The organism is Streptomyces violens (assembly GCF_000717745.1).
GTDB lineage: Bacteria > Actinomycetota > Actinomycetes > Streptomycetales > Streptomycetaceae > Streptomyces > Streptomyces violens.
Genome location: NZ_JOBH01000029.1, coordinates 23,164 through 39,302, shown reverse-complemented (window position 1 = coordinate 39,302; position 16,139 = coordinate 23,164). Strand labels below are relative to the sequence as shown.

The following is a 16,139-nucleotide window of genomic DNA, read 5'->3' as shown; positions in this document are numbered from 1 at the left end:
AGAGCTCCACCAGCCACGCCCCGTCGCGGAAGCGGGGCTCGAGTGCGGCGGCGGCATTCAGCGCCACCCGGGTCTTCCCCACCCCGCCGACCCCGGTCAGCGTCACCAGCCGCACCGGACCTTCGCCCGACGCCCCCTTGAACAGCCGCCCGATCTCTGCCACTTCCGCCCGGCGGTCGACCGTCCCCGTCCGCGGCTCGGCCAGGTTCCCCACCCGCCGCTCTTCACGCGGCTCTCCACGCCACCGCTCCGCCGCCACCACGATTGCCCTCCCCGGCCCGGCCGTACGCCCCGCTGCGTGTACCGAGGACGGCAGCCTGCACCAGAACGCCACGCCGCGTGACCGTTGACGTCAACTGCCCGCATGCGCCGCACGGCGGATCGTGGCGGATCACACCGGATCGCGTCGGATCGGACGACGGCCCCTTCGGCACGCGATCACCAGCGCCACACTGGGCCGACAGTTCGGTGGGATCCGTCCTGGGGGCGCGGGGCGGCCCAGATCCAGGCTTTGGCTCGGGCGTAGTCGAACAGCACCTCACCGCCCAGCGGCTGTCCGTCGCCGTCGGGTATGCGGGCGCGGGCGTCGATGCCTTGCGCGGTGAGCCAGGCAAGGATCTGCTGCTGGATGTAGAGGTGGTCGGCGCTGGTGATGCCCACGGCGGCCCGGTGGCAGGGCCTGCGGTCGGCGCCAAGGAGGTGTGAAAAGTGGCAGGCTCTGGTCTCATACCGTTTGGTGATGAGTTGTCCGCCGCATCCGCCGAGCCATCGACCGCACCAAAAGGTGTCATCGGCGTGGTCGGCGCGGAACCGGCTGAGGTCGATGGCGTGCATCGGCAGCATGATCGGTGTCTCGGACTCCGCGCTGCCGAGCACCGCTGTTTGCACCAACCTCTGGTCCTTGGGCGCGCTGCCTCCCACTCACCGCCCCACCCGTCTCACAGCACTGCCAGTGTGCCGCGCGCGGCATGGCCCGCGGGGTCGGACGGCGAGAGAGCGCTGGGTCCCGGAGGAACTCAGCGAACAACAGGTCAGGCAAACTTGACACCCGCAGCGACCGCCGCCCAGTCGGCTGATCGCGGCGGCCACCTGTTCCGCGTCCTCGAGGACTGCGTGGCGGAAGGTGAGGGTCAGCTCCAGGTCGGACGCGTGACTCAGCGTGCCGACGCCTTCTCCGCCGGACGGCCGCTACCGGCGACGCGGTCTGACGGCGTGCGGGACGGCTCATCCGGACCGTTGGGGGATTCCTCGCCTGACGTTTCCGGCCCCTCGACGAGTATCGAGGGGCCGGAAATGAGTAGCGGGGACAGGATTTGAACCTGCGACCTCTGGGTTATGAGCCCAGCGAGCTACCGAGCTGCTCCACCCCGCGTCGGTGCCTTCACCCTACGTCATGGCCGATCCGTCCCCCAATCCTCGTCAGCTCGTCACCTCCGGCGCCGCCGTTGGCGGCGCCGTCGCTGGCCTTGCCATCGGCCTCCGGCTCGGTCGGGCCGGGCTGGTAACCGTGCTGGATGGGCCCTACCCCTGCCCGGCGCTTGCGTCCGGCCTGCGGCCCGTTGCCCCGGCGGTGGCAGTCCTTGTTCCGACCCGTCGCTGTTCGAGAGCGATTACCTCGCCGTCGAACACCCGGAAATCTATATCGGCCGGAGTAGACATCGTGCGGTGGCATGGGTATGGTTTCTCTCGTAACGCAGAGAGACAGCAGGGCCCGGCAGAGACGAACTGCCGGGCAGTAGTACACGCAAGTGCAGTTCGCAGGACGGTGCGGCGGTGGAGTTCCGAAGCCAGAGCGGTTGCAGGTTGGTGACGGGACTGACGGCCGGACCGGGTGGCCCGCAGTGATCAGGGGCCGCCGTTAGCGGGACCGCGGTTAACGCAGTAGCGGTACCCGCAAGTGCAGTTCGCAGTACCAGTAGTACGCGGTACCGCTTGGTAAGCAGTTGATCACCGAGGGAAGAACGGAGGAGCCGATCGCCATCAGGATCGCCCGGGCGGAAGTCTTGGGCCCGGGTACCGCAGGACATCGATCGTGAGGTGGTCTCCGGTCAAGCAACCGCGATCCCCGCACCCCGACAGCATGTAGGTCGGTCTGCGGACACAGAAGGCCGGCGCAGCACCAAGGCCGGCAGATGGTGTAGCAGTTCCTTCGGGGCCCTGGTGCCGTACGGCACCAGGGCCCCTCAACGCGTTCCACAGAGAGGTGCAAATGACAGCAGATGACTCCTACGGTCGTCTTGATGACGAGGACTACCCCGCCTACACGATGGGCCGGGCCGCCGAAATGCTCGGCACCACCCCCGGATTCCTCCGCGCCATCGGAGAAGCCCGCCTGATCACCCCGCTGCGGTCCGAGGGCGGCCACCGCCGCTACTCCCGCTACCAGCTGAAGGTCGCCGCCCGCGCCCGGGAGCTCGTCGACCAGGGCACCCCCATCGAGGCCGCCTGCCGCATCATCATCCTCGAAGACCAGCTCGAAGAGGCCCAGCGCATCAACGCCGAATACCGCCGCGCCGCCGAATCAGCGAACCCCACGGCCGCGGGCTGAGACGGCTTTAAGACCTGCAACTCCCCCCGCATACTGCCCAGGACCCAAAGCGCTCCAGGTGGCCCCGGTCCGTACAGACCGGGGCCGGCGTCGGACGGGCTACAGCTCCCCGGCCTCTCTTCAGGGCGTCGTGCGGATGGGTGCCAGGCGGTCCAAGAACTGCCTGAAGGTGATTTCCCCGCCGTCGCTGTGGCTGACGTCGAGGGCGGTGAGGAGGGCGGCCCAGCGGTCGGGGTCGGTGTCGCAGTGGGCGGCACCCTACATGTTGTCGTTGACCAGCAGGGTGCGCATCAGCGGCGTCACCCCGGGCTGCTCTCCCGATTGCTGCTGGGCCCGTTCGATGTCGTCGAGCAGGGCCTCGGGGCTATGCCCTTGTGGCCCGCCAGGAAGACGGTGAGGCCGGTTGCCGCGACAGCCGCGCCGCCCGCAAGCATGTTCACGTGATCGAGGCCGCCCGCGTCCAGATCCGTTCGTGTGGCCTTCATGACGACGCGGCAGGCCGGCGAGTCCATCCGGGGACCGGGCCTGCGAGAGGCGGGGTCCAAAGAGGCGCGGATGAGGTAATGGCGTAGCTTGATCGATGTCGACATCATCGGTGTCAACGACTCGCCGGAGAAGGCGTACACCAAGACCGTGAAGCTGCGTTGCGGCGTGTGATGTGAGCACTGGGAAGCCGGTTGGGGGACTGTCATGCACTGTGGAATGACTGTGGGAGCGCACGGGATCCTCAACCGGCATCCCTGGCTCGAGAACGGTGACGCGGAGGAGTTCCGCGAGACGGTGATGGATCTTGCCCTGGTGCGTGCGGAGGCCTATGACTGGCACGCGCCCTACGGCTGGCGCACGCCGCAGGGGAAGAAGCTCTTCCCCGACCCGCAGCGCTGGCTGGAGTGCGACAAGGGCGGTGACTGGGCCGGTGGTGATGAGGTCCGCGAACTCGCCTGGATGCGAGCCGACATTCCCGAGGACGTCCGCCACTCGCGTCTGCCGGTGCTGCCGATGACCCGGATGCTGTTCGACGCCCTCGAGCGGGTGGGGGAAGTCGCTTTCACCGCGCTGTGCACCTACCTTCCGCTCCAGATCACCGCCGGGGACGCGTCCAGCGACTTGGACGACATGCGGGAGTGGTTCTCGCTGGCCTCCCCGTCCGCGCCCGTCGATGTCCATGTCACGGTCTCCGCAGCCCCTAACGCGGCATGGGACACCCCGGAGGAGCCTGCGCGTGTGCTCACCGCTGTGCAGGAGCGCCTTGGCATGGCGGCCGAGGCACGTATGCCTTCGAGGATTGACGCTGCGCATCTCGTACGCCGCGGGACGAGCCGCGAGCTGCTGCAGGGGACACGGCCGACGGCGCAGTTTGTGGTCCGCGCTCGTGAGTGGTCACCGGAAGTGTCAGCGTGGCTGACCGAAGCAACCGGCGATGCTTTGCGGGCAACAGGCCACTCCTCTCCTGCCGTGGTGACCGTCTCCCGAGCGTCCTCGCCGGTCTCCGCCTAGCTCCTCGTCGCCGCTGTGGGAAAGGAACGAACTACAGGCATGCAAGCGGGCCCTAAAGCGCGTTGCAGAACTGGCAAACCATCTTCCGCGACCGTTTCGCAGCGACTCCCAGGCTGGTGGAAACGGGGGCACAGTCGGGCAGTGGACTTTGCTGCAGGTGGCTGGATCTGAGCGCGATTGCCGTTCTGCAACGCGCTTTAGCCCGTGAGCGCAACAGTTCAGAAGTTGAGTCGCTTCAGTCGCTGGGCAAAAGCGCAACTCACGGTTCTGTCTCGGCAGACAGCGTCTCAAGCGACTGAGGTTCGCCATCGATGACACACGACACGGCTTGACGCAATTGGGCAGTCCAGTCGCTTGAGTCGCTACGCGGCACCCCCACGCCTTCTGATCTGGTCGTTCTCCCCGAATAGGGAGAGCGAACGAGAGTCCGTGTGGATCAGTCGGCGGTCACCACGCGAAGCACCTGGGCGCGGTTGCCGATGTCAACTGCGAGGGCACCGGCGTCGCAGAGCGCCACGAGAGGGTGCCACCCATCTAGTGGCCGCTGCACGCTGCGCTCGCGTCTGGAGGGAGGGGCCAGATGGGTCGCAAGCAGCCAGGTGCAGAGAGAAATGCCTCCGAAGAAGGCAGGCGTTGTTCGCCTCCCCGATGAGGACATCGTCGGGACGGCGAGCTTCGAGACCCGCGCCCGAGACCCCGGTCCGGAAACTTGCGCGGCTCATTTCCCAGATGTCGGCGTACGGACTTCACTCCCCAGTTGCGTACACTCGAACATCCTCAGCTGTTAGGCCACTTCGGTTTCGCTCTCGCTAGCCTGAAGACGGTTGTTCAGGCGGTAGCTGGGGCCGTTGATGGTGGGTGGGGGTCGGGCTACCGGGATGGTCTCGCGTCCTTTGGCGAGGTGGAGTTGAGTCCCGCGGGACCTCTGCGGCAACCCGGACGCAAAGTCCGAGGAGATGCTGGCCTCGTCGTCTCGGTAGCCCAGATGCTTGTCGTTGACGACACCCCTCTCGATCAGGAACCCCGGTCGGCATCCGATTCGTGTTCGACACCGAACCGATCGACTCGGCCCACTTGCCCGCAAGCAAGCGAAATCATCGCGGCCTACTGGTCGGCTCGCTGGCTCCGACGTCATCGCCCGCCACACCGAAGCCGTGCCACATCGCCTCGATGCGGCCGTTCGGCCGGAAACGCCGACAGCCCAATCGACCGGAACCGTGAACTCCCACGCTGTCTACGAAAGGGACACACACGCCATGAACAACCCGACTCGTATCACCAGCGGCCCCGAACGCCAGATTCTCGAATACATGCTCGACCATGCTCGGGCCGAACTGATCGACACGGTGCGCGGCCTGTCTGAAACAGAGGCCCGACGCGTCTCGTCCCGTCCATGACGACGTCGATCGGGCTGGTCAAGCACGCTGCGTTCGCAGAAAGGATGTGGTTCCAGCACATCTTGGGAGGTTTGCCGGAATCCGAATGCGACGGTGCGATGGTGGGTGAAGCCAGTTTCGTGGTCAGTGACAACGAAACGGTCGCCGACGTGATCGTCGAATTCGAGCGCGCCAGCAACCGCGCACGAGCGATCGCCGCGGACATCGACCTCGACGCCACCCGACAGCGCCCTGCCTTCGGCACCGTCAGCCTGCGATGGATCTACCTGCTCATGATCCAGGAATTCGCCCGCCACGCCGGCCACAGTGACATCCTGCGTGAGCAGACCGACGCCACCCGCCGGACTTGAGCCAGACCGCCAGATCTCGCCTGGGCAGCCCACGATGGGTGTCGTTGGACGCACCGAATCGGCAGAAGACACGCTTTCCTCCGTATGTAGCCAAGAACGTTCACGCGTACGCCGACACCAGATCACCCGCGAGTCCGAACTACCCCACACCGACCGCTGGTCCCACAGGCTTTGGCCACTGGTTGCCGAGGGTCGCGCCGCGGATTGACGCTCGGAGATGGAGCCAGGACTCGTCGCTGGCCGGCGCAGGACTAGGCAGCCTGGCCCTTTCCCCAGGAGCCCCTCGGTGCTGACCTTCGAGTTCACCATCTACTCAATCCGTGAGAGGCCGGGCCTCCGCAAGCCGTTTCAGCTGCGGTGGAAGGTTGGTCCGCGCCCGCACCACAAGAGCTTCCAGACCAAGGCGCTCGCCGACGGCAGGCGTGCACAGCTGATGGCCGCAGCTCACCGGGGCGAGATGTCCAACGTCGAGTCCGGGCTGCCGCAACCTGAACTTCGCGCCCTACAGCCACGAGCGACTTGGGTCGAGCACGCCAGGGATTACGCCAGAATGAAGTGGAAGCGCTCCTCCGCGAAGAGCCGCGCCACGCGCGCCGACGCGCTCGCCACTGTCACCTCTGCCCTGGTGGTGGACGTCAAGGGGGCACCGGAGCCCGCCGTCCTCCGCCGGGCATTGTCCTGCTGGGCCTTCAACCTCTCCGACCAGCGGACAGAGCCCCCGACGCCCCTCGCCTCGGCCCTGGAATGGATCGCCAGGAAGTCTCTCCCCGTGCCCCGGCTGGAGGACTCCGACACCGTCCGGCTTGCGCTGGAGGCGCTGAGCCTGAAGCTCGATGGCACGCCTGCCGCGACCAACACCATCAGGCGCAAGCGGATGGTCTTCAACAATGCTCTGCGCTACGCGGTCGAGCGCAAGCTGCTCCCCGACAATCCCCTGCTATTCGTGGACTGGGCTCCCCCGGACACCGACGATGAGATCGACTGGCGGTACGTCCCCAACCCAACACAGGCCCGGGCCCTCATGCGGCAGCGGCCAAACTGGGCCCGCGCGGCGAGCATCTGCAGGCCTTCTTCGGGTGCGGTTACTACGCGGCCACCCGGCCCGCGGAAGCCATGAACCTGAGGCAGGCCGACTGCACGCTGCCCACGAGCGGCTGGGCACTCTGCTGCTCGCCGGCAGCTCGCCCCGGGCAGGATCTTCGTGGACGGACGACGGGAAGTCCTACGAGGAGCGCGGCTTGAAGCGGCGGGCTCGCTCGGCGACGCGGGGCATACCCATCCCTCCGCCACTGGTCGCCCTCCTGCATGATCACCTGGCGGGCTACGGCACCGGCCCGGACGGACGACTGTTTCGAGCGGCATGCGGTGGCATGCTGCTCACCAAGGAGTACGCGGAGGTCTGGAAGGGAGCCCGCAAAGCGGCGCTCTCGACGGAACAGGTCAAAACGCCGCTCGCGGAGATGCCGTACTCGCTCCGGCACGCCGGGATTTCGCTGTGGCTGGCCTCCTGCGTCGATCCCACCGAGGTTGCCCGTCGCGCCGGCCACCACCCGCAGCGCCCTCAACCTGGTGCTGAACGGCGTCCTGAGCCGCTACACCAACGTCCGGGTGATCCTCTCCCACGGCGGCGGCTTCCTCCCCTACGCCGCCTACCGCTTCTCCGGGCTGCCCTCCACCGTCGTCGATCCCGACCGCAAGACCGAGGATGTCCTGCGCGACCTGAAGCGCTTCTACTTCGACACCGCCCTGTCCGCCAGCCCCAGCGCCCTGCCCGCGCTGCTCGCCTTCGCTGCACCCGGCCACGTCCTCTACGGCAGCGACTGGCCTTTCGCCCCGCAGGAGGCCGGCACTTACTACAACCACTTCCTGGAGACCTACCCGGACTTCACGCCCGGCCAGGCGGAGGCCATCAACCGCAAGAACGCCGAGATGCTCTTCCCGCGCCTCGCCCGCTGACCACCGCCGAAGTGCCGGGGCACGAAGCGCCTGCCCGCCGGTCTCGGCCGGATCAGGGCCTACCAGGCCCGCTGCGCCACCGGCTTCAACGCCAGCCCTCGTCGCTCCGCGCCGCACCCGCCCGACCGCCCCTTTGGCGCCGTCGTCTCCCAGGCAGTCAGGCCGCCCCGGGGAACGGCCCGCGAGCGGGCCCCTGGCACACAGGGCGCTGTCGAGGCCCGTGAACCTTTCGATTCACCCAGAGCACACCGACGCCTCCTGAACTCCCGAACAAGTACTGTCGCAACTCACGAACAGAGCCACTCTGCGATGTCGGTTTGTTTTGACGTCACTCCGGGGCTTGGGGTGGGGCGGTGGGGTGTGCTTCTGCCGCAGGGACCCGAGGGGGACGTCTCGGTCGAAGGTCGATCTGTACGCCGCGATCCGCCGTGACCACCGCGTCGGCATGTGTGTCGTACGGGGTGGCGGGCATCGGGCCGGCGAGGCATGGGCCTACGACGCGTGCGCGGCGGGGGAGGAGCGGAATGCCCTGCGGTAGGCGGAGGGAGTGGTGTCCAGGGCGTCCCGCATGTGCTGCCGCAGGTTCGTCCCGCTGCCCAGACCGGCCCTGGCCGCGATGTCGTCCACCGGCAGCTCGGTGGACTCCAGCAGGTGGCGCGCGTGCTCCAGACGCGCTGAGGTGAGCCAGGCGGCGGGGGAGAGGCCAGTCTCCTGGCGGAACCGCCGGGTGAACGTCCGTACGCTCATGTGGCAGTGCGCTGCGAGGTCCTTGAGGGACAGCCGCCGGTCCAGGTGCTCCGTCATCAGCGTCCGCGCCCCGGCCGTCGAGGTCCCCGCGTCCTCCCGGACCGGGTGCTCGATGTACTGCGCCTGCCCGCCGTCCCGCATGGGCGCGACCACGTTGTAGCGGGCCACGCGGTTCGCCACGGAGCTGCCGTGGTCCTCCCGGACCAGGTGCAGGCACAGGTCGATGGCCGCCGCGCCGCCGGCCGAGGTCAGGATCCCGCGATCGGCGACGTACAGCGGGTTGGTGTCGAGGTCGACCGTGGGGAAGAGCCGCCGGAACTGCTGCGCGTAGCGCCAGTGGGTCGCGGCGCGGCCGCCCTCCAGCAGGCCGGCGGCCGCGAGGACGAACGAGCCGGTGCACAGGGACACCAGCCGGGCGCGCTGCCGGGCCGCACGCAACGCCTTTGCGACGCGGGGGTCCACCGCGCCGTCCTCGACCACGTCCGGGCAGCGGGTCCCCGCGACGATCACCGTGTCGGCGTGCTCCAGCAGGGACAGGTCGCCCTGGGGCGTGACGCCGTATCCGTTGACCGTTGGCACCGGGGAGCCGTCCGGGGTGAGGGTGCGCACCTCGTAGGCCGCGTGTCCCGCGCGGGTTTCGACCGCGGCCAGCATCTGGGCCGGGATGCTGAGGTCGAAGGCCACCACCGGTGCGAGGGCGAGAACGGCCACATGGTGAGGTGTCGCGACTGTCATGGCCCAATAGTTGCAGATAGTGGCCCTCGGGCCACTTCTGTGCCGCTCATGATCGGCAGAGACTGAGGTCAGTTCCGCACACCAGCACCGGTCAACACCCGGTCCACACCTGGAAGGTGGGCATCAGCCATGTCCGTCCCCGCTGTCGATCCCGAGATCCAGACCCTGCTCGACACCGCCGACACCGGCGTCTTCCCCGTCTACGGCCTGGACGCGGTCCTCGCCGACCCCCAGCGCTACGCACTCCTGCGGGCCCGTCCCGACACCCCCGTCGACGACCAGGTCAAGGTGCGGGACCTGTACGTACCAGGCCCCGGAGGACAACTGAGGCTGCGCGTCTACCGACCCGACATCCCCGAAGACCTGCCGATGATCCTCTACGTGCACGGCGGCGCCTACACCTACGGATCCCCCGAGGCCGAAGAGGGACGTTCCCTGCGCTACGCCCGCGACGCCCGGGCCGTCGTCGTCTCCGTCGACTACCGCCTCGCCCCCGAACACCCCTACCCGGCCGCAGCCGACGACGCCTACGCCGCCCTGACCTGGATCGCCGCCAACCCGGCCGAACTCGGCGGCGACCCCGCACGCATCGCGGTGGCCGGCGGCAGCGCCGGCGGGAACATCGCCGCCTCCACCGTGCTGCGTGCCCGCGACCAGGCAGGCCCGCACGTGCTCTTCCAATCGCTGACCTACCCGGGCGTGGACGCCGGCCTGACCACCGCCTCGGCACGGGAGTTCACCGACACCCCGGTCCTCAACCGAGCCGCGCTGGAACTGGCCGTGCGGTACTACGCGAAGGACAGCCACGCCGCCCCCTACGCCTCCCCGATCCGCGCCGCCGACTTCAGCGGACTGCCGCCCACCTACATCGCCGTGGCGGAGATCGACCCGCTACGCGACGAGGGTCGCGACTACGCCGCACGCCTGTCCGCCGCCGGCGTCACCACCGAACTCGTGCAAGTTCCCGGCGCCGTCCACGGCTTCGACCTCCTCTTCCCCCAGGCCCGCATCAGCGAACGCAACCTCACCGACCAGGTACGCGCCCTGCGTGAGGCCCTCCACCCCTGACCGGCCCGGACGCACGACGGTCCCTCAGCACGCCCGGCCCCCCGAACGAGGGCGACCGGGCGCTGAGCCGGCCCGGCGGCACCCGACGGCGAGAAGCCATGGGAAGGCGTAACTCTCGCCACTGGGGCGTTCTCCGGGCGGCGGTCACACTCGCCTCAATCCTGCTCTGGGGAAGATCCGTTGGAAGACGGACCCTAGTCGCCCGAGTTCGGCGCGGTCGCCGCATTGGAGTTCGCGCCCCACCGGAAGGTCACCGCGGTGGCCGAACCCCGCCGCCGCGGTGGTGGGGTTCGGCGATGGTGGTGAGCCAAGCCCCCTGATAGCAACACCGGGACACAGGGCCGTCCCGGTCAGACACCCTCTACCGAGACGGAACTTCAGAATCAGCTCAATTGCCGCCATGAGGCATTGCTGCGCCGATCATCTCCTGTCAGGGTCATGGCAATCTTAGGTCCTCGAGATCTTCGGAGGCGTCATGCCTGTCCGTCGTGCCGTGGTCGCTGCTGCTTCCGCGGCGGCCATCGCTCTCCCCCTGCTGATGCCCACCGCTGCTGCCGGCTCCCCCTCCGCCCTCGCATCCGGCCTCGCATCCGACCCCACCGGATCTGGTACGGAGCCGACCGCCAGGGAACCCGCCGCCACCGGCAGCAGCGCGCCCTTTGGTGCCGGCCCCTACGCGTCCCGGTCCGGCGATGACTGCCGGGAGGGCACCGGCCGCCAGTTGATGGTCGCCGCCGCCCATCCCGCCGCCGCCCTCGCCGGATGCAAGGTGCTGCTGGCGGGCGGCTCGGCCACCGATGCCGCAGTCGCCGTGCAGGCGGTGCTGACCGTCGTGGAACCGCAGTCCTCCGGACTCGGCGGCGGCTCCCTGCTCACCTACTATGACGCCCGCAGCCGCAAGACGCATTTCTTCGACGGCCTCGCCGCAGCAGGTCAAAGGGTCACCGCAGGGCTCTCGGTGCCGACGGAGGACGAGCGACGCCGCCATGGCATCGATGCCTTCGACAGCAGCGTGGACTACTCGGCGCGCGCGGTCGGCGTTCCCGGCACACCGGCCGTGCTCGACCAGGTGCACAGCCGGGGCGGCGGCCGCGGCGGCCTCCTGCACAGCCCAGTCCTGTTCGGCCAGCCGGTGCAGGACCCGCTCGGCGATCACCAACTCCTCCCGCTCGGCCCGGACCTTCGCCAGCCTGCTTGGCCAACTCCTCGGCAAGCGTTCCCAGTTCATCCTGGCGAGCCGTGATCCGCTCCAGCTCCAGCATTTCCACGCCCTCCCCGCGCTCTCCGGCGCACCGACCCGGTCGCGGATCGTAGGAGCGGCACGGCGGTCGGCGCAGCAGAACCCGGCAGCGGCCCCGGCCGACAGGTCAGACGATCTTCACCATGAACACCCGCCAACGACCAGCGTGAGTACCCCGCCCGCCCCGCACACCAGACCCGTGACCTGCGACTTCACGATGCACACCGCTCAGTGAGTTGTCAGCGGAGCTTGGCGGCGATCCAGTCGGTGGCGTAGGTGCACGTGGCGTCCTTGGCCGGAGGCATCCATTTGGCGGGGTCTTGATCGCCCTTGGTGCGATTGGGGCCGAGGCCGCCGGCGACGAACTGCGCGGGGCGGCCAGGTCGTTGGCGTAGGCCTCACGCCGCTGTGCAGTCCATTTTCGGGCCCCGGAGTCCCAGGCTTCGGCGAGGGGGACGACGTGGTCGATATTGAGTTTGGCCGCGTCGGTGATGGTCTTGTCGTCGTAGTAGGAGCGCCAGCTGCCACCTGTCAGCTTGCAGTCCTCGCCCTGGCGCGGCTTCTTGACCGCTTCGGTGAGGAGGACTTCCTTGCGGGTGTCGCAGCCGTCGTGGTCGGCATCGACCCACAGCTTGAACCTCTCCCGCTCATACCCCCGCCCGAGATTCCCGGGCCACCTTCAGCCGGCCGACCGCCTTCGCCAGCGACAGCCCCTTGCCACCCTTGCCGTCGGGGAGGTGCTCGGCGCAGCCGACCGTTTCACGTCCCCGTGGGAGGTGCCCGGTGTGCACGCCGAGAGCGACAGCAGTGCGGAGTGCAGGCGAAGACGGCCGAGGACGGTGCGCGGTGCATGGGACTCCCGTTCGGGCAAGGCAACACAGACCTCAAGGAGTTACCCAGCCATCGAGGCCGACCAACGCTGCGCAACGCGCTGGGAAGTGACGGCAAGTTGAACCCCGGCGCCCGCCGCACGCCTGCATGGTTATTTCCCTGCCGCCCGGGCTGGTGTGAAGGTGTTCGGCGCGCTGGACACCCGAGAACGCCATGCCGAGGACTGTGACGGCCCGACTGTCTCGAGCCGTCTTCACGGGCCTCTCCATCCGCTCAACTGGCTTGCCGGCCGGTGAAGCAGGATGGCCGCCGTTCACAGGCGGTCGGTGAGATCGGGGCCCCGTCCGTCGATGACATCGGGCATTTCGATGCCGTGGCCTTCAGCGCGGCCGAAGTAGGTTGCCTCGCCCGCCACCGCCGTCGTCCCCAGGAGCGTATCGAGTTCCGCAAGAGCCGATGCGAGTCTGGGTGCGTTGCGCTTGTAGATCTCCGGGTGCGGAACACCGTGGAAGTCGAAGTAGCCCCAGATGTCATGGAAGACCGCCACGTCGGCCGAGAGCTGGTATTCATCCGGATCGACGCTGAGCACGACAAGGTCCTGCTCGTGCCGCTGCTCGCCCTCTGCGTCGAGCCACGTTCCCCGTCCGGACACGGTGAGGTTGCCGACCTGGGCATCGGGGTAGCCCGAGGGGCGGCTTCGCTCGATGCGCTGGGCGAGGTCAGCGGGGTCGAGCCGGCCCGTCACCGGGAGCGTTGTCTTGATGCCGATGCCCCCAGTGCCATAGACGAACCAGAGCCATTCCACGCGGCTCGGCTCCAGGAGACCGTGGTCCCGAAGCAGTGCCGACATGCGCGCCGCTGTGCTCAGCGCGGACGCCAGGCCGGGCGGCGCGATATTGTCCAATTCCCATTCCCACGAGGCGCATTCCTCGGGTGCGCGCATCAAGAAGGACATGTGGATTCCTTACGGGTAGATTTGGCCGTTGGGCGGAATGGTGACGGAGCCGTCGTCAAAGCGTAGCTCGAAGGTCGCTCCGGTCCTCTTCGCGAAGTGCTCCACTTCCTTGACGGTGGCTTCGGTGAGGGCGGCCCTGGTGTCGTGGACGTCCAAGATGGCGACCTTGGGTCCTGAAATCTCGCCGCCCAGCCCCTTCTTCGCGATCTTTTTGGCCGCGGAACCGATTCCTCCTTCGTGATCCACGTCCTTGAGCTGGGCCCCGTACTTGATGTCGTCCCCTGACTTGACCAGGACATCGAGATCCAGTCCTTGGCCTGGCGCCTTGTACTCGAAGCCCAGGTCGTCCACTCCGCGTTTCTGGAGTTCCGCGGCGAACTCCATGGCCTGGTGCACAGCGGGAATCATGCCCTTTTGCTTGCACTGGAAGAGGAGCCCGTCTTTACCGTAGTAGCCGGGCAAATTATCGAACTTTCCTTGAGTGATGTACTCGGCAACACTCGCGCCATACTCACTCTTGCGCAGCTGTACGAGCGCACGCTCCAAGTCCTGCGGTGGCATTTTCGCACGCTTGAGCGCATCAGTGACCGCAACTTCCTGAGCAGGGCTCATGGGGGCAGAAGGCTGCTGAGAGGTGCGGTCCCCCTCGCTGACTCGGTCCGAGAAGTCGGAGGGTGCGTGGCTGCCGCCGTCCGCTCCGCCCTCAGAGCTGCCTTCGGCATCAGGGCCGCCGTGGTGGCCACCGTCTGCCCCGTCGTGTGCGGGCACGTCAGGGCCGTCGTGATGACCGCCAGCCGGTGGACCGTCGTGCCCGCCCGTATGCCCGTCACTGTGGCCGCCGGTGGGGGATTCCCCACGTCCGCCGGTCGAGGGGCCGTGGTGCCCGCCCACGTCGGGACTGCCGCCGTGCCCGGCGGAGGGGCCGTCGCCGTGTCCGCCGGCCGAGGGAGTGCTATGCCCGCCCGCACCTGGACTGCTGCTGTGTCCTGCGGTGGATGGCTCGTGTCGGGCGGAGGGACCGTCGCCGCTGTGCGCGTGAGCGCGAGGTGGCTCATGCTCCGCGCCGACGGCGACCTTTTCCCGCTCCGGTGCTCTTTCGTGTGCGGAGTGGTCGTCGGGCAAGGACTGCTGCGGGTGCTCGGTCTCCTTCCTGACCTGGTCAATGGTTTGGATCGGTTCGCCTGTTTCCGCGTGGCGGAGACTTCCGTCCGCCTCGAACTTCATCGGCGGGCGCCCGGCCTGGTCCGGCAGGCGTACGCCCGTGCTCGGCGTGTGGGCCAGATCGTCCGCGGCGTCCAGAGCGTGGTCCAGGCGGGGTGCGTCGCCCCAGTGCGGGAGGTGTTTGACGGCCGCCAGTACCTCGGAGGCTTTGGGGAGGGCGGCGCGGGCGGCCCGGGTGCCTTCGACGAAAGAGTCGGCGACCTTCGCCGCCTTGGTGACTTCGGCCAGGTGGGTGCCCTTGGCGGCCTTGCCCAGCTTGCCGGCCAGGCCGAAGGGGGTGACGTTGTAGAGGACCTGGCCGCCGGCGCGGACCGGGTCCTTGTCCCACTCATCCCACGCCACGAAGCCTTTGAGGGCGTCTCGCAGGGCTTTTTTGTGTGCGGTGTCGCCGTTGCCGCCGCCGAAGGCTTTGGACATCGCCCAGTCATACGGCCAGATCGTGTACTCGCCGATGCCGCCGAAGGTGCCCCACAGCTGCCCCCACGCCTGGGACGCCTTGTCGCCTCCGTGCTTGCCGAAGAGCGTGAGGACGCCGTCGATGTCACCGCCGAAGCCGTCGACGACGAAGCCCTTGACCGCCTTGGCACCCCAGTGATCGAGCTCCCAGACGCGGTGGGTTTCCTCCTCCGGGCTGCCCCAGGGCAGGTTCTTGGCCTTGTCCAGGTCGCCGGCCCGGTAGCCGTACATGCCCTTCTTGCCCGAGCCGTCATCGGCTCTGTAGTGGGTGGAGCCGAAGAAGCGGGTCCCGATTTTGTTGGCCGCGCGGCGCTCGGCTGCCTGGAAGGCCGCGACCGCGGCATTCACCTCGTGCAGCAGGTCGGCGTGCTCGGCGATCTTCTTCTCGTCGTCCTTCCAGTGCTCATCGCCCTTGACCTTCTCCACGAAGGCCGCAGCCTGGTGCTTGAGCCGCTTCAGCTTGTCCCTGATGGGCCGGACTTCGTCGGCATAGTCCGTCAGCGCGGTGGCGATCTTCTCCAGGTCGCCGGCGAAGTCATCGGACATGTCGCGAACCGGGATGGTGGTGTCGAAGAGCTGCTGCGCCTCGGGGGCGTGGTAGGCCCCGGACAGGCTCTGGAACTTGGAGTGGACGTCCGCGCCGGTGGTGCGGAACTTCCCCGCCTGCTTCTTCAGCGCGGCAGCATCCTTCTCCAGCTGCTCCAGGTCGCCCTTGAACTGGGGGATGGCATGCGGGTCGATCATTTGGCGCCCTTCTTCCCCGGCTCGTCGAGGTTGATATAGGGCGCCTTGAGTGCCTTGTCCTGGGCGTTGGCCGCCATGTCCAGATCCCCCTTGTCGTACTCCTCCGTGGCGTCCACCGCACCCTGCAGCGACTTGCCCGCACGGGCCACGATGAAAGCGATGTCCGACTGCTGAGCCGCGGAGTACTGCCCGAGCGTCACGCCCACCAGACCGACCTCAGGCGTCTCGCTCTCGCCCCCGAAGTCCAGCGTCCCGGCCGCCTTCATCGCGCTCTCCAGATGCGAGCTGATGGACTTCAGCTCGCCCTCGAAATGACCGGCGATGCGCCCGGCCTCCCCGACGATGCGCCCCACGCCCGCCGGGTCGATATTCCATTTCGTCATGATCCCCCGAT

At 68.2% G+C, this 16,139-nt stretch carries 14 protein-coding genes, 1 tRNA gene and 1 pseudogene; 8 read left to right on the top strand and 8 right to left on the bottom strand.

Annotated features, from left to right (window positions below; translation table 11 throughout):
• From IF04_RS0134610 to IF04_RS0134600, 3 genes and pseudogenes are all read right to left on the bottom strand, one after another.
• Positions 1-262: pseudogene (locus IF04_RS0134610) on the bottom strand (hypothetical protein); the annotation flags it as partial.
• A 176-nt stretch (positions 263-438) separates the two neighbouring features.
• The gene (locus tag IF04_RS0134605; protein ID WP_157847763.1) at positions 439-891 is read right to left on the bottom strand and encodes a hypothetical protein; all 453 of its coding nucleotides are present in this window, start codon (positions 889-891) and stop codon (positions 439-441) included.
• 407 nt (positions 892-1,298) lie between these two features.
• Positions 1,299-1,372 (bottom strand) — tRNA-Met (locus IF04_RS0134600).
• An 837-nt stretch (positions 1,373-2,209) separates the two neighbouring features.
• On the opposite strand from IF04_RS0134600, the gene IF04_RS0134595 reads away from it, so the two are divergent.
• The 6 genes from IF04_RS0134595 (at position 2,210) to IF04_RS0134565 (ending at position 7,748) form a co-directional block, all read left to right on the top strand.
• Positions 2,210-2,548: a MerR family transcriptional regulator gene (locus IF04_RS0134595; RefSeq protein WP_030267393.1), complete on the top strand. Its 339-nt coding sequence runs from the start codon at positions 2,210-2,212 to the stop codon at positions 2,546-2,548.
• 702 nt (positions 2,549-3,250) lie between these two features.
• Positions 3,251-4,045 carry a hypothetical protein gene (locus tag IF04_RS0134580; protein WP_157847762.1) on the top strand — a complete coding sequence of 265 codons (795 nt, stop codon included), beginning with the start codon at positions 3,251-3,253 and terminating at the stop codon, positions 4,043-4,045.
• Positions 4,046-5,301: 1,256 nt separating this feature from the next.
• The gene (locus tag IF04_RS39440) at positions 5,302-5,442 is read left to right on the top strand and encodes a hypothetical protein (RefSeq protein WP_211259904.1); all 141 of its coding nucleotides are present in this window, start codon (positions 5,302-5,304) and stop codon (positions 5,440-5,442) included.
• Positions 5,439-5,792 carry a DinB family protein gene (locus tag IF04_RS36305; RefSeq protein WP_211259903.1) on the top strand — a complete coding sequence of 118 codons (354 nt, stop codon included), beginning with the start codon at positions 5,439-5,441 and terminating at the stop codon, positions 5,790-5,792. Before IF04_RS39440 ends, IF04_RS36305 begins: the two co-directional genes overlap by 4 nt.
• Before the next feature lie 286 nt (positions 5,793-6,078).
• Entirely contained in the window at positions 6,079-6,909 is an 831-nt protein-coding gene (locus IF04_RS36300; RefSeq protein ID WP_051831830.1) for a hypothetical protein, read from the top strand.
• A gap of 410 nt (positions 6,910-7,319) precedes the next feature.
• Positions 7,320-7,748, top strand: coding sequence for an amidohydrolase family protein (locus tag IF04_RS0134565; protein ID WP_281179747.1), 429 nt, complete (start codon positions 7,320-7,322; stop codon positions 7,746-7,748).
• 492 nt (positions 7,749-8,240) lie between these two features.
• Here IF04_RS0134565 and IF04_RS0134560 read toward each other — a convergent pair whose 3' ends face one another.
• Positions 8,241-9,230 (bottom strand): GlxA family transcriptional regulator, encoded by a 990-nt coding sequence (locus IF04_RS0134560; RefSeq protein ID WP_030267380.1) that lies wholly within the window; start codon positions 9,228-9,230, stop codon positions 8,241-8,243.
• 129 nt (positions 9,231-9,359) lie between these two features.
• Between IF04_RS0134560 and IF04_RS0134555 the strand changes: the two genes are divergently transcribed.
• Both IF04_RS0134555 and IF04_RS0134550 read left to right on the top strand, forming a co-directional pair.
• Positions 9,360-10,298, top strand: coding sequence for an alpha/beta hydrolase (locus tag IF04_RS0134555; protein ID WP_030267377.1), 939 nt, complete (start codon positions 9,360-9,362; stop codon positions 10,296-10,298).
• A gap of 475 nt (positions 10,299-10,773) precedes the next feature.
• Complete coding sequence (locus IF04_RS0134550; RefSeq protein WP_030267375.1) at positions 10,774-11,541, top strand: gamma-glutamyltransferase; 768 nt, start codon at positions 10,774-10,776, stop codon at positions 11,539-11,541.
• A gap of 124 nt (positions 11,542-11,665) precedes the next feature.
• Here IF04_RS0134550 and IF04_RS40055 read toward each other — a convergent pair whose 3' ends face one another.
• The 4 genes from IF04_RS40055 to IF04_RS0134535 all read right to left on the bottom strand — a co-directional run bounded on the left by IF04_RS40055 (position 11,666) and on the right by IF04_RS0134535 (position 16,128).
• Positions 11,666-12,031: a GmrSD restriction endonuclease domain-containing protein gene (locus IF04_RS40055; RefSeq protein WP_425428492.1), complete on the bottom strand. Its 366-nt coding sequence runs from the start codon at positions 12,029-12,031 to the stop codon at positions 11,666-11,668.
• Positions 12,032-12,682: 651 nt separating this feature from the next.
• On the bottom strand, positions 12,683-13,324 hold the full coding sequence (locus tag IF04_RS0134545; RefSeq protein ID WP_211259902.1) for a hypothetical protein: 642 nt from the start codon (positions 13,322-13,324) through the stop codon (positions 12,683-12,685).
• A gap of 9 nt (positions 13,325-13,333) precedes the next feature.
• Complete coding sequence (locus tag IF04_RS0134540) at positions 13,334-15,745, bottom strand: hypothetical protein (RefSeq protein ID WP_030267369.1); 2,412 nt, start codon at positions 15,743-15,745, stop codon at positions 13,334-13,336.
• Positions 15,742-16,128, bottom strand: coding sequence for a DUF6507 family protein (locus IF04_RS0134535; protein ID WP_030267365.1), 387 nt, complete (start codon positions 16,126-16,128; stop codon positions 15,742-15,744). The genes IF04_RS0134540 and IF04_RS0134535 overlap by 4 nt, the downstream gene beginning before the upstream one ends.
• Positions 16,129-16,139 lie beyond the last annotated feature (11 nt).

Coding starts and splice junctions, on each gene's coding strand:
- IF04_RS0134595 (WP_030267393.1), top strand. CDS start 2,210: ATGACAGCAGATGACTCCTACGGTCGTCTTGATGACGAGGACTACCCC.
- IF04_RS0134580 (WP_157847762.1), top strand. CDS start 3,251: ATGACTGTGGGAGCGCACGGGATCCTCAACCGGCATCCCTGGCTCGAG.
- IF04_RS39440 (WP_211259904.1), top strand. CDS start 5,302: ATGAACAACCCGACTCGTATCACCAGCGGCCCCGAACGCCAGATTCTC.
- IF04_RS36305 (WP_211259903.1), top strand. CDS start 5,439: ATGACGACGTCGATCGGGCTGGTCAAGCACGCTGCGTTCGCAGAAAGG.
- IF04_RS0134560 (WP_030267380.1), bottom strand. CDS start 9,230: ATGACAGTCGCGACACCTCACCATGTGGCCGTTCTCGCCCTCGCACCG.
- IF04_RS0134555 (WP_030267377.1), top strand. CDS start 9,360: ATGTCCGTCCCCGCTGTCGATCCCGAGATCCAGACCCTGCTCGACACC.
- IF04_RS0134550 (WP_030267375.1), top strand. CDS start 10,774: ATGCCTGTCCGTCGTGCCGTGGTCGCTGCTGCTTCCGCGGCGGCCATC.
- IF04_RS0134545 (WP_211259902.1), bottom strand. CDS start 13,324: ATGTCCTTCTTGATGCGCGCACCCGAGGAATGCGCCTCGTGGGAATGG.
- IF04_RS0134540 (WP_030267369.1), bottom strand. CDS start 15,745: ATGATCGACCCGCATGCCATCCCCCAGTTCAAGGGCGACCTGGAGCAG.
- IF04_RS0134535 (WP_030267365.1), bottom strand. CDS start 16,128: ATGACGAAATGGAATATCGACCCGGCGGGCGTGGGGCGCATCGTCGGG.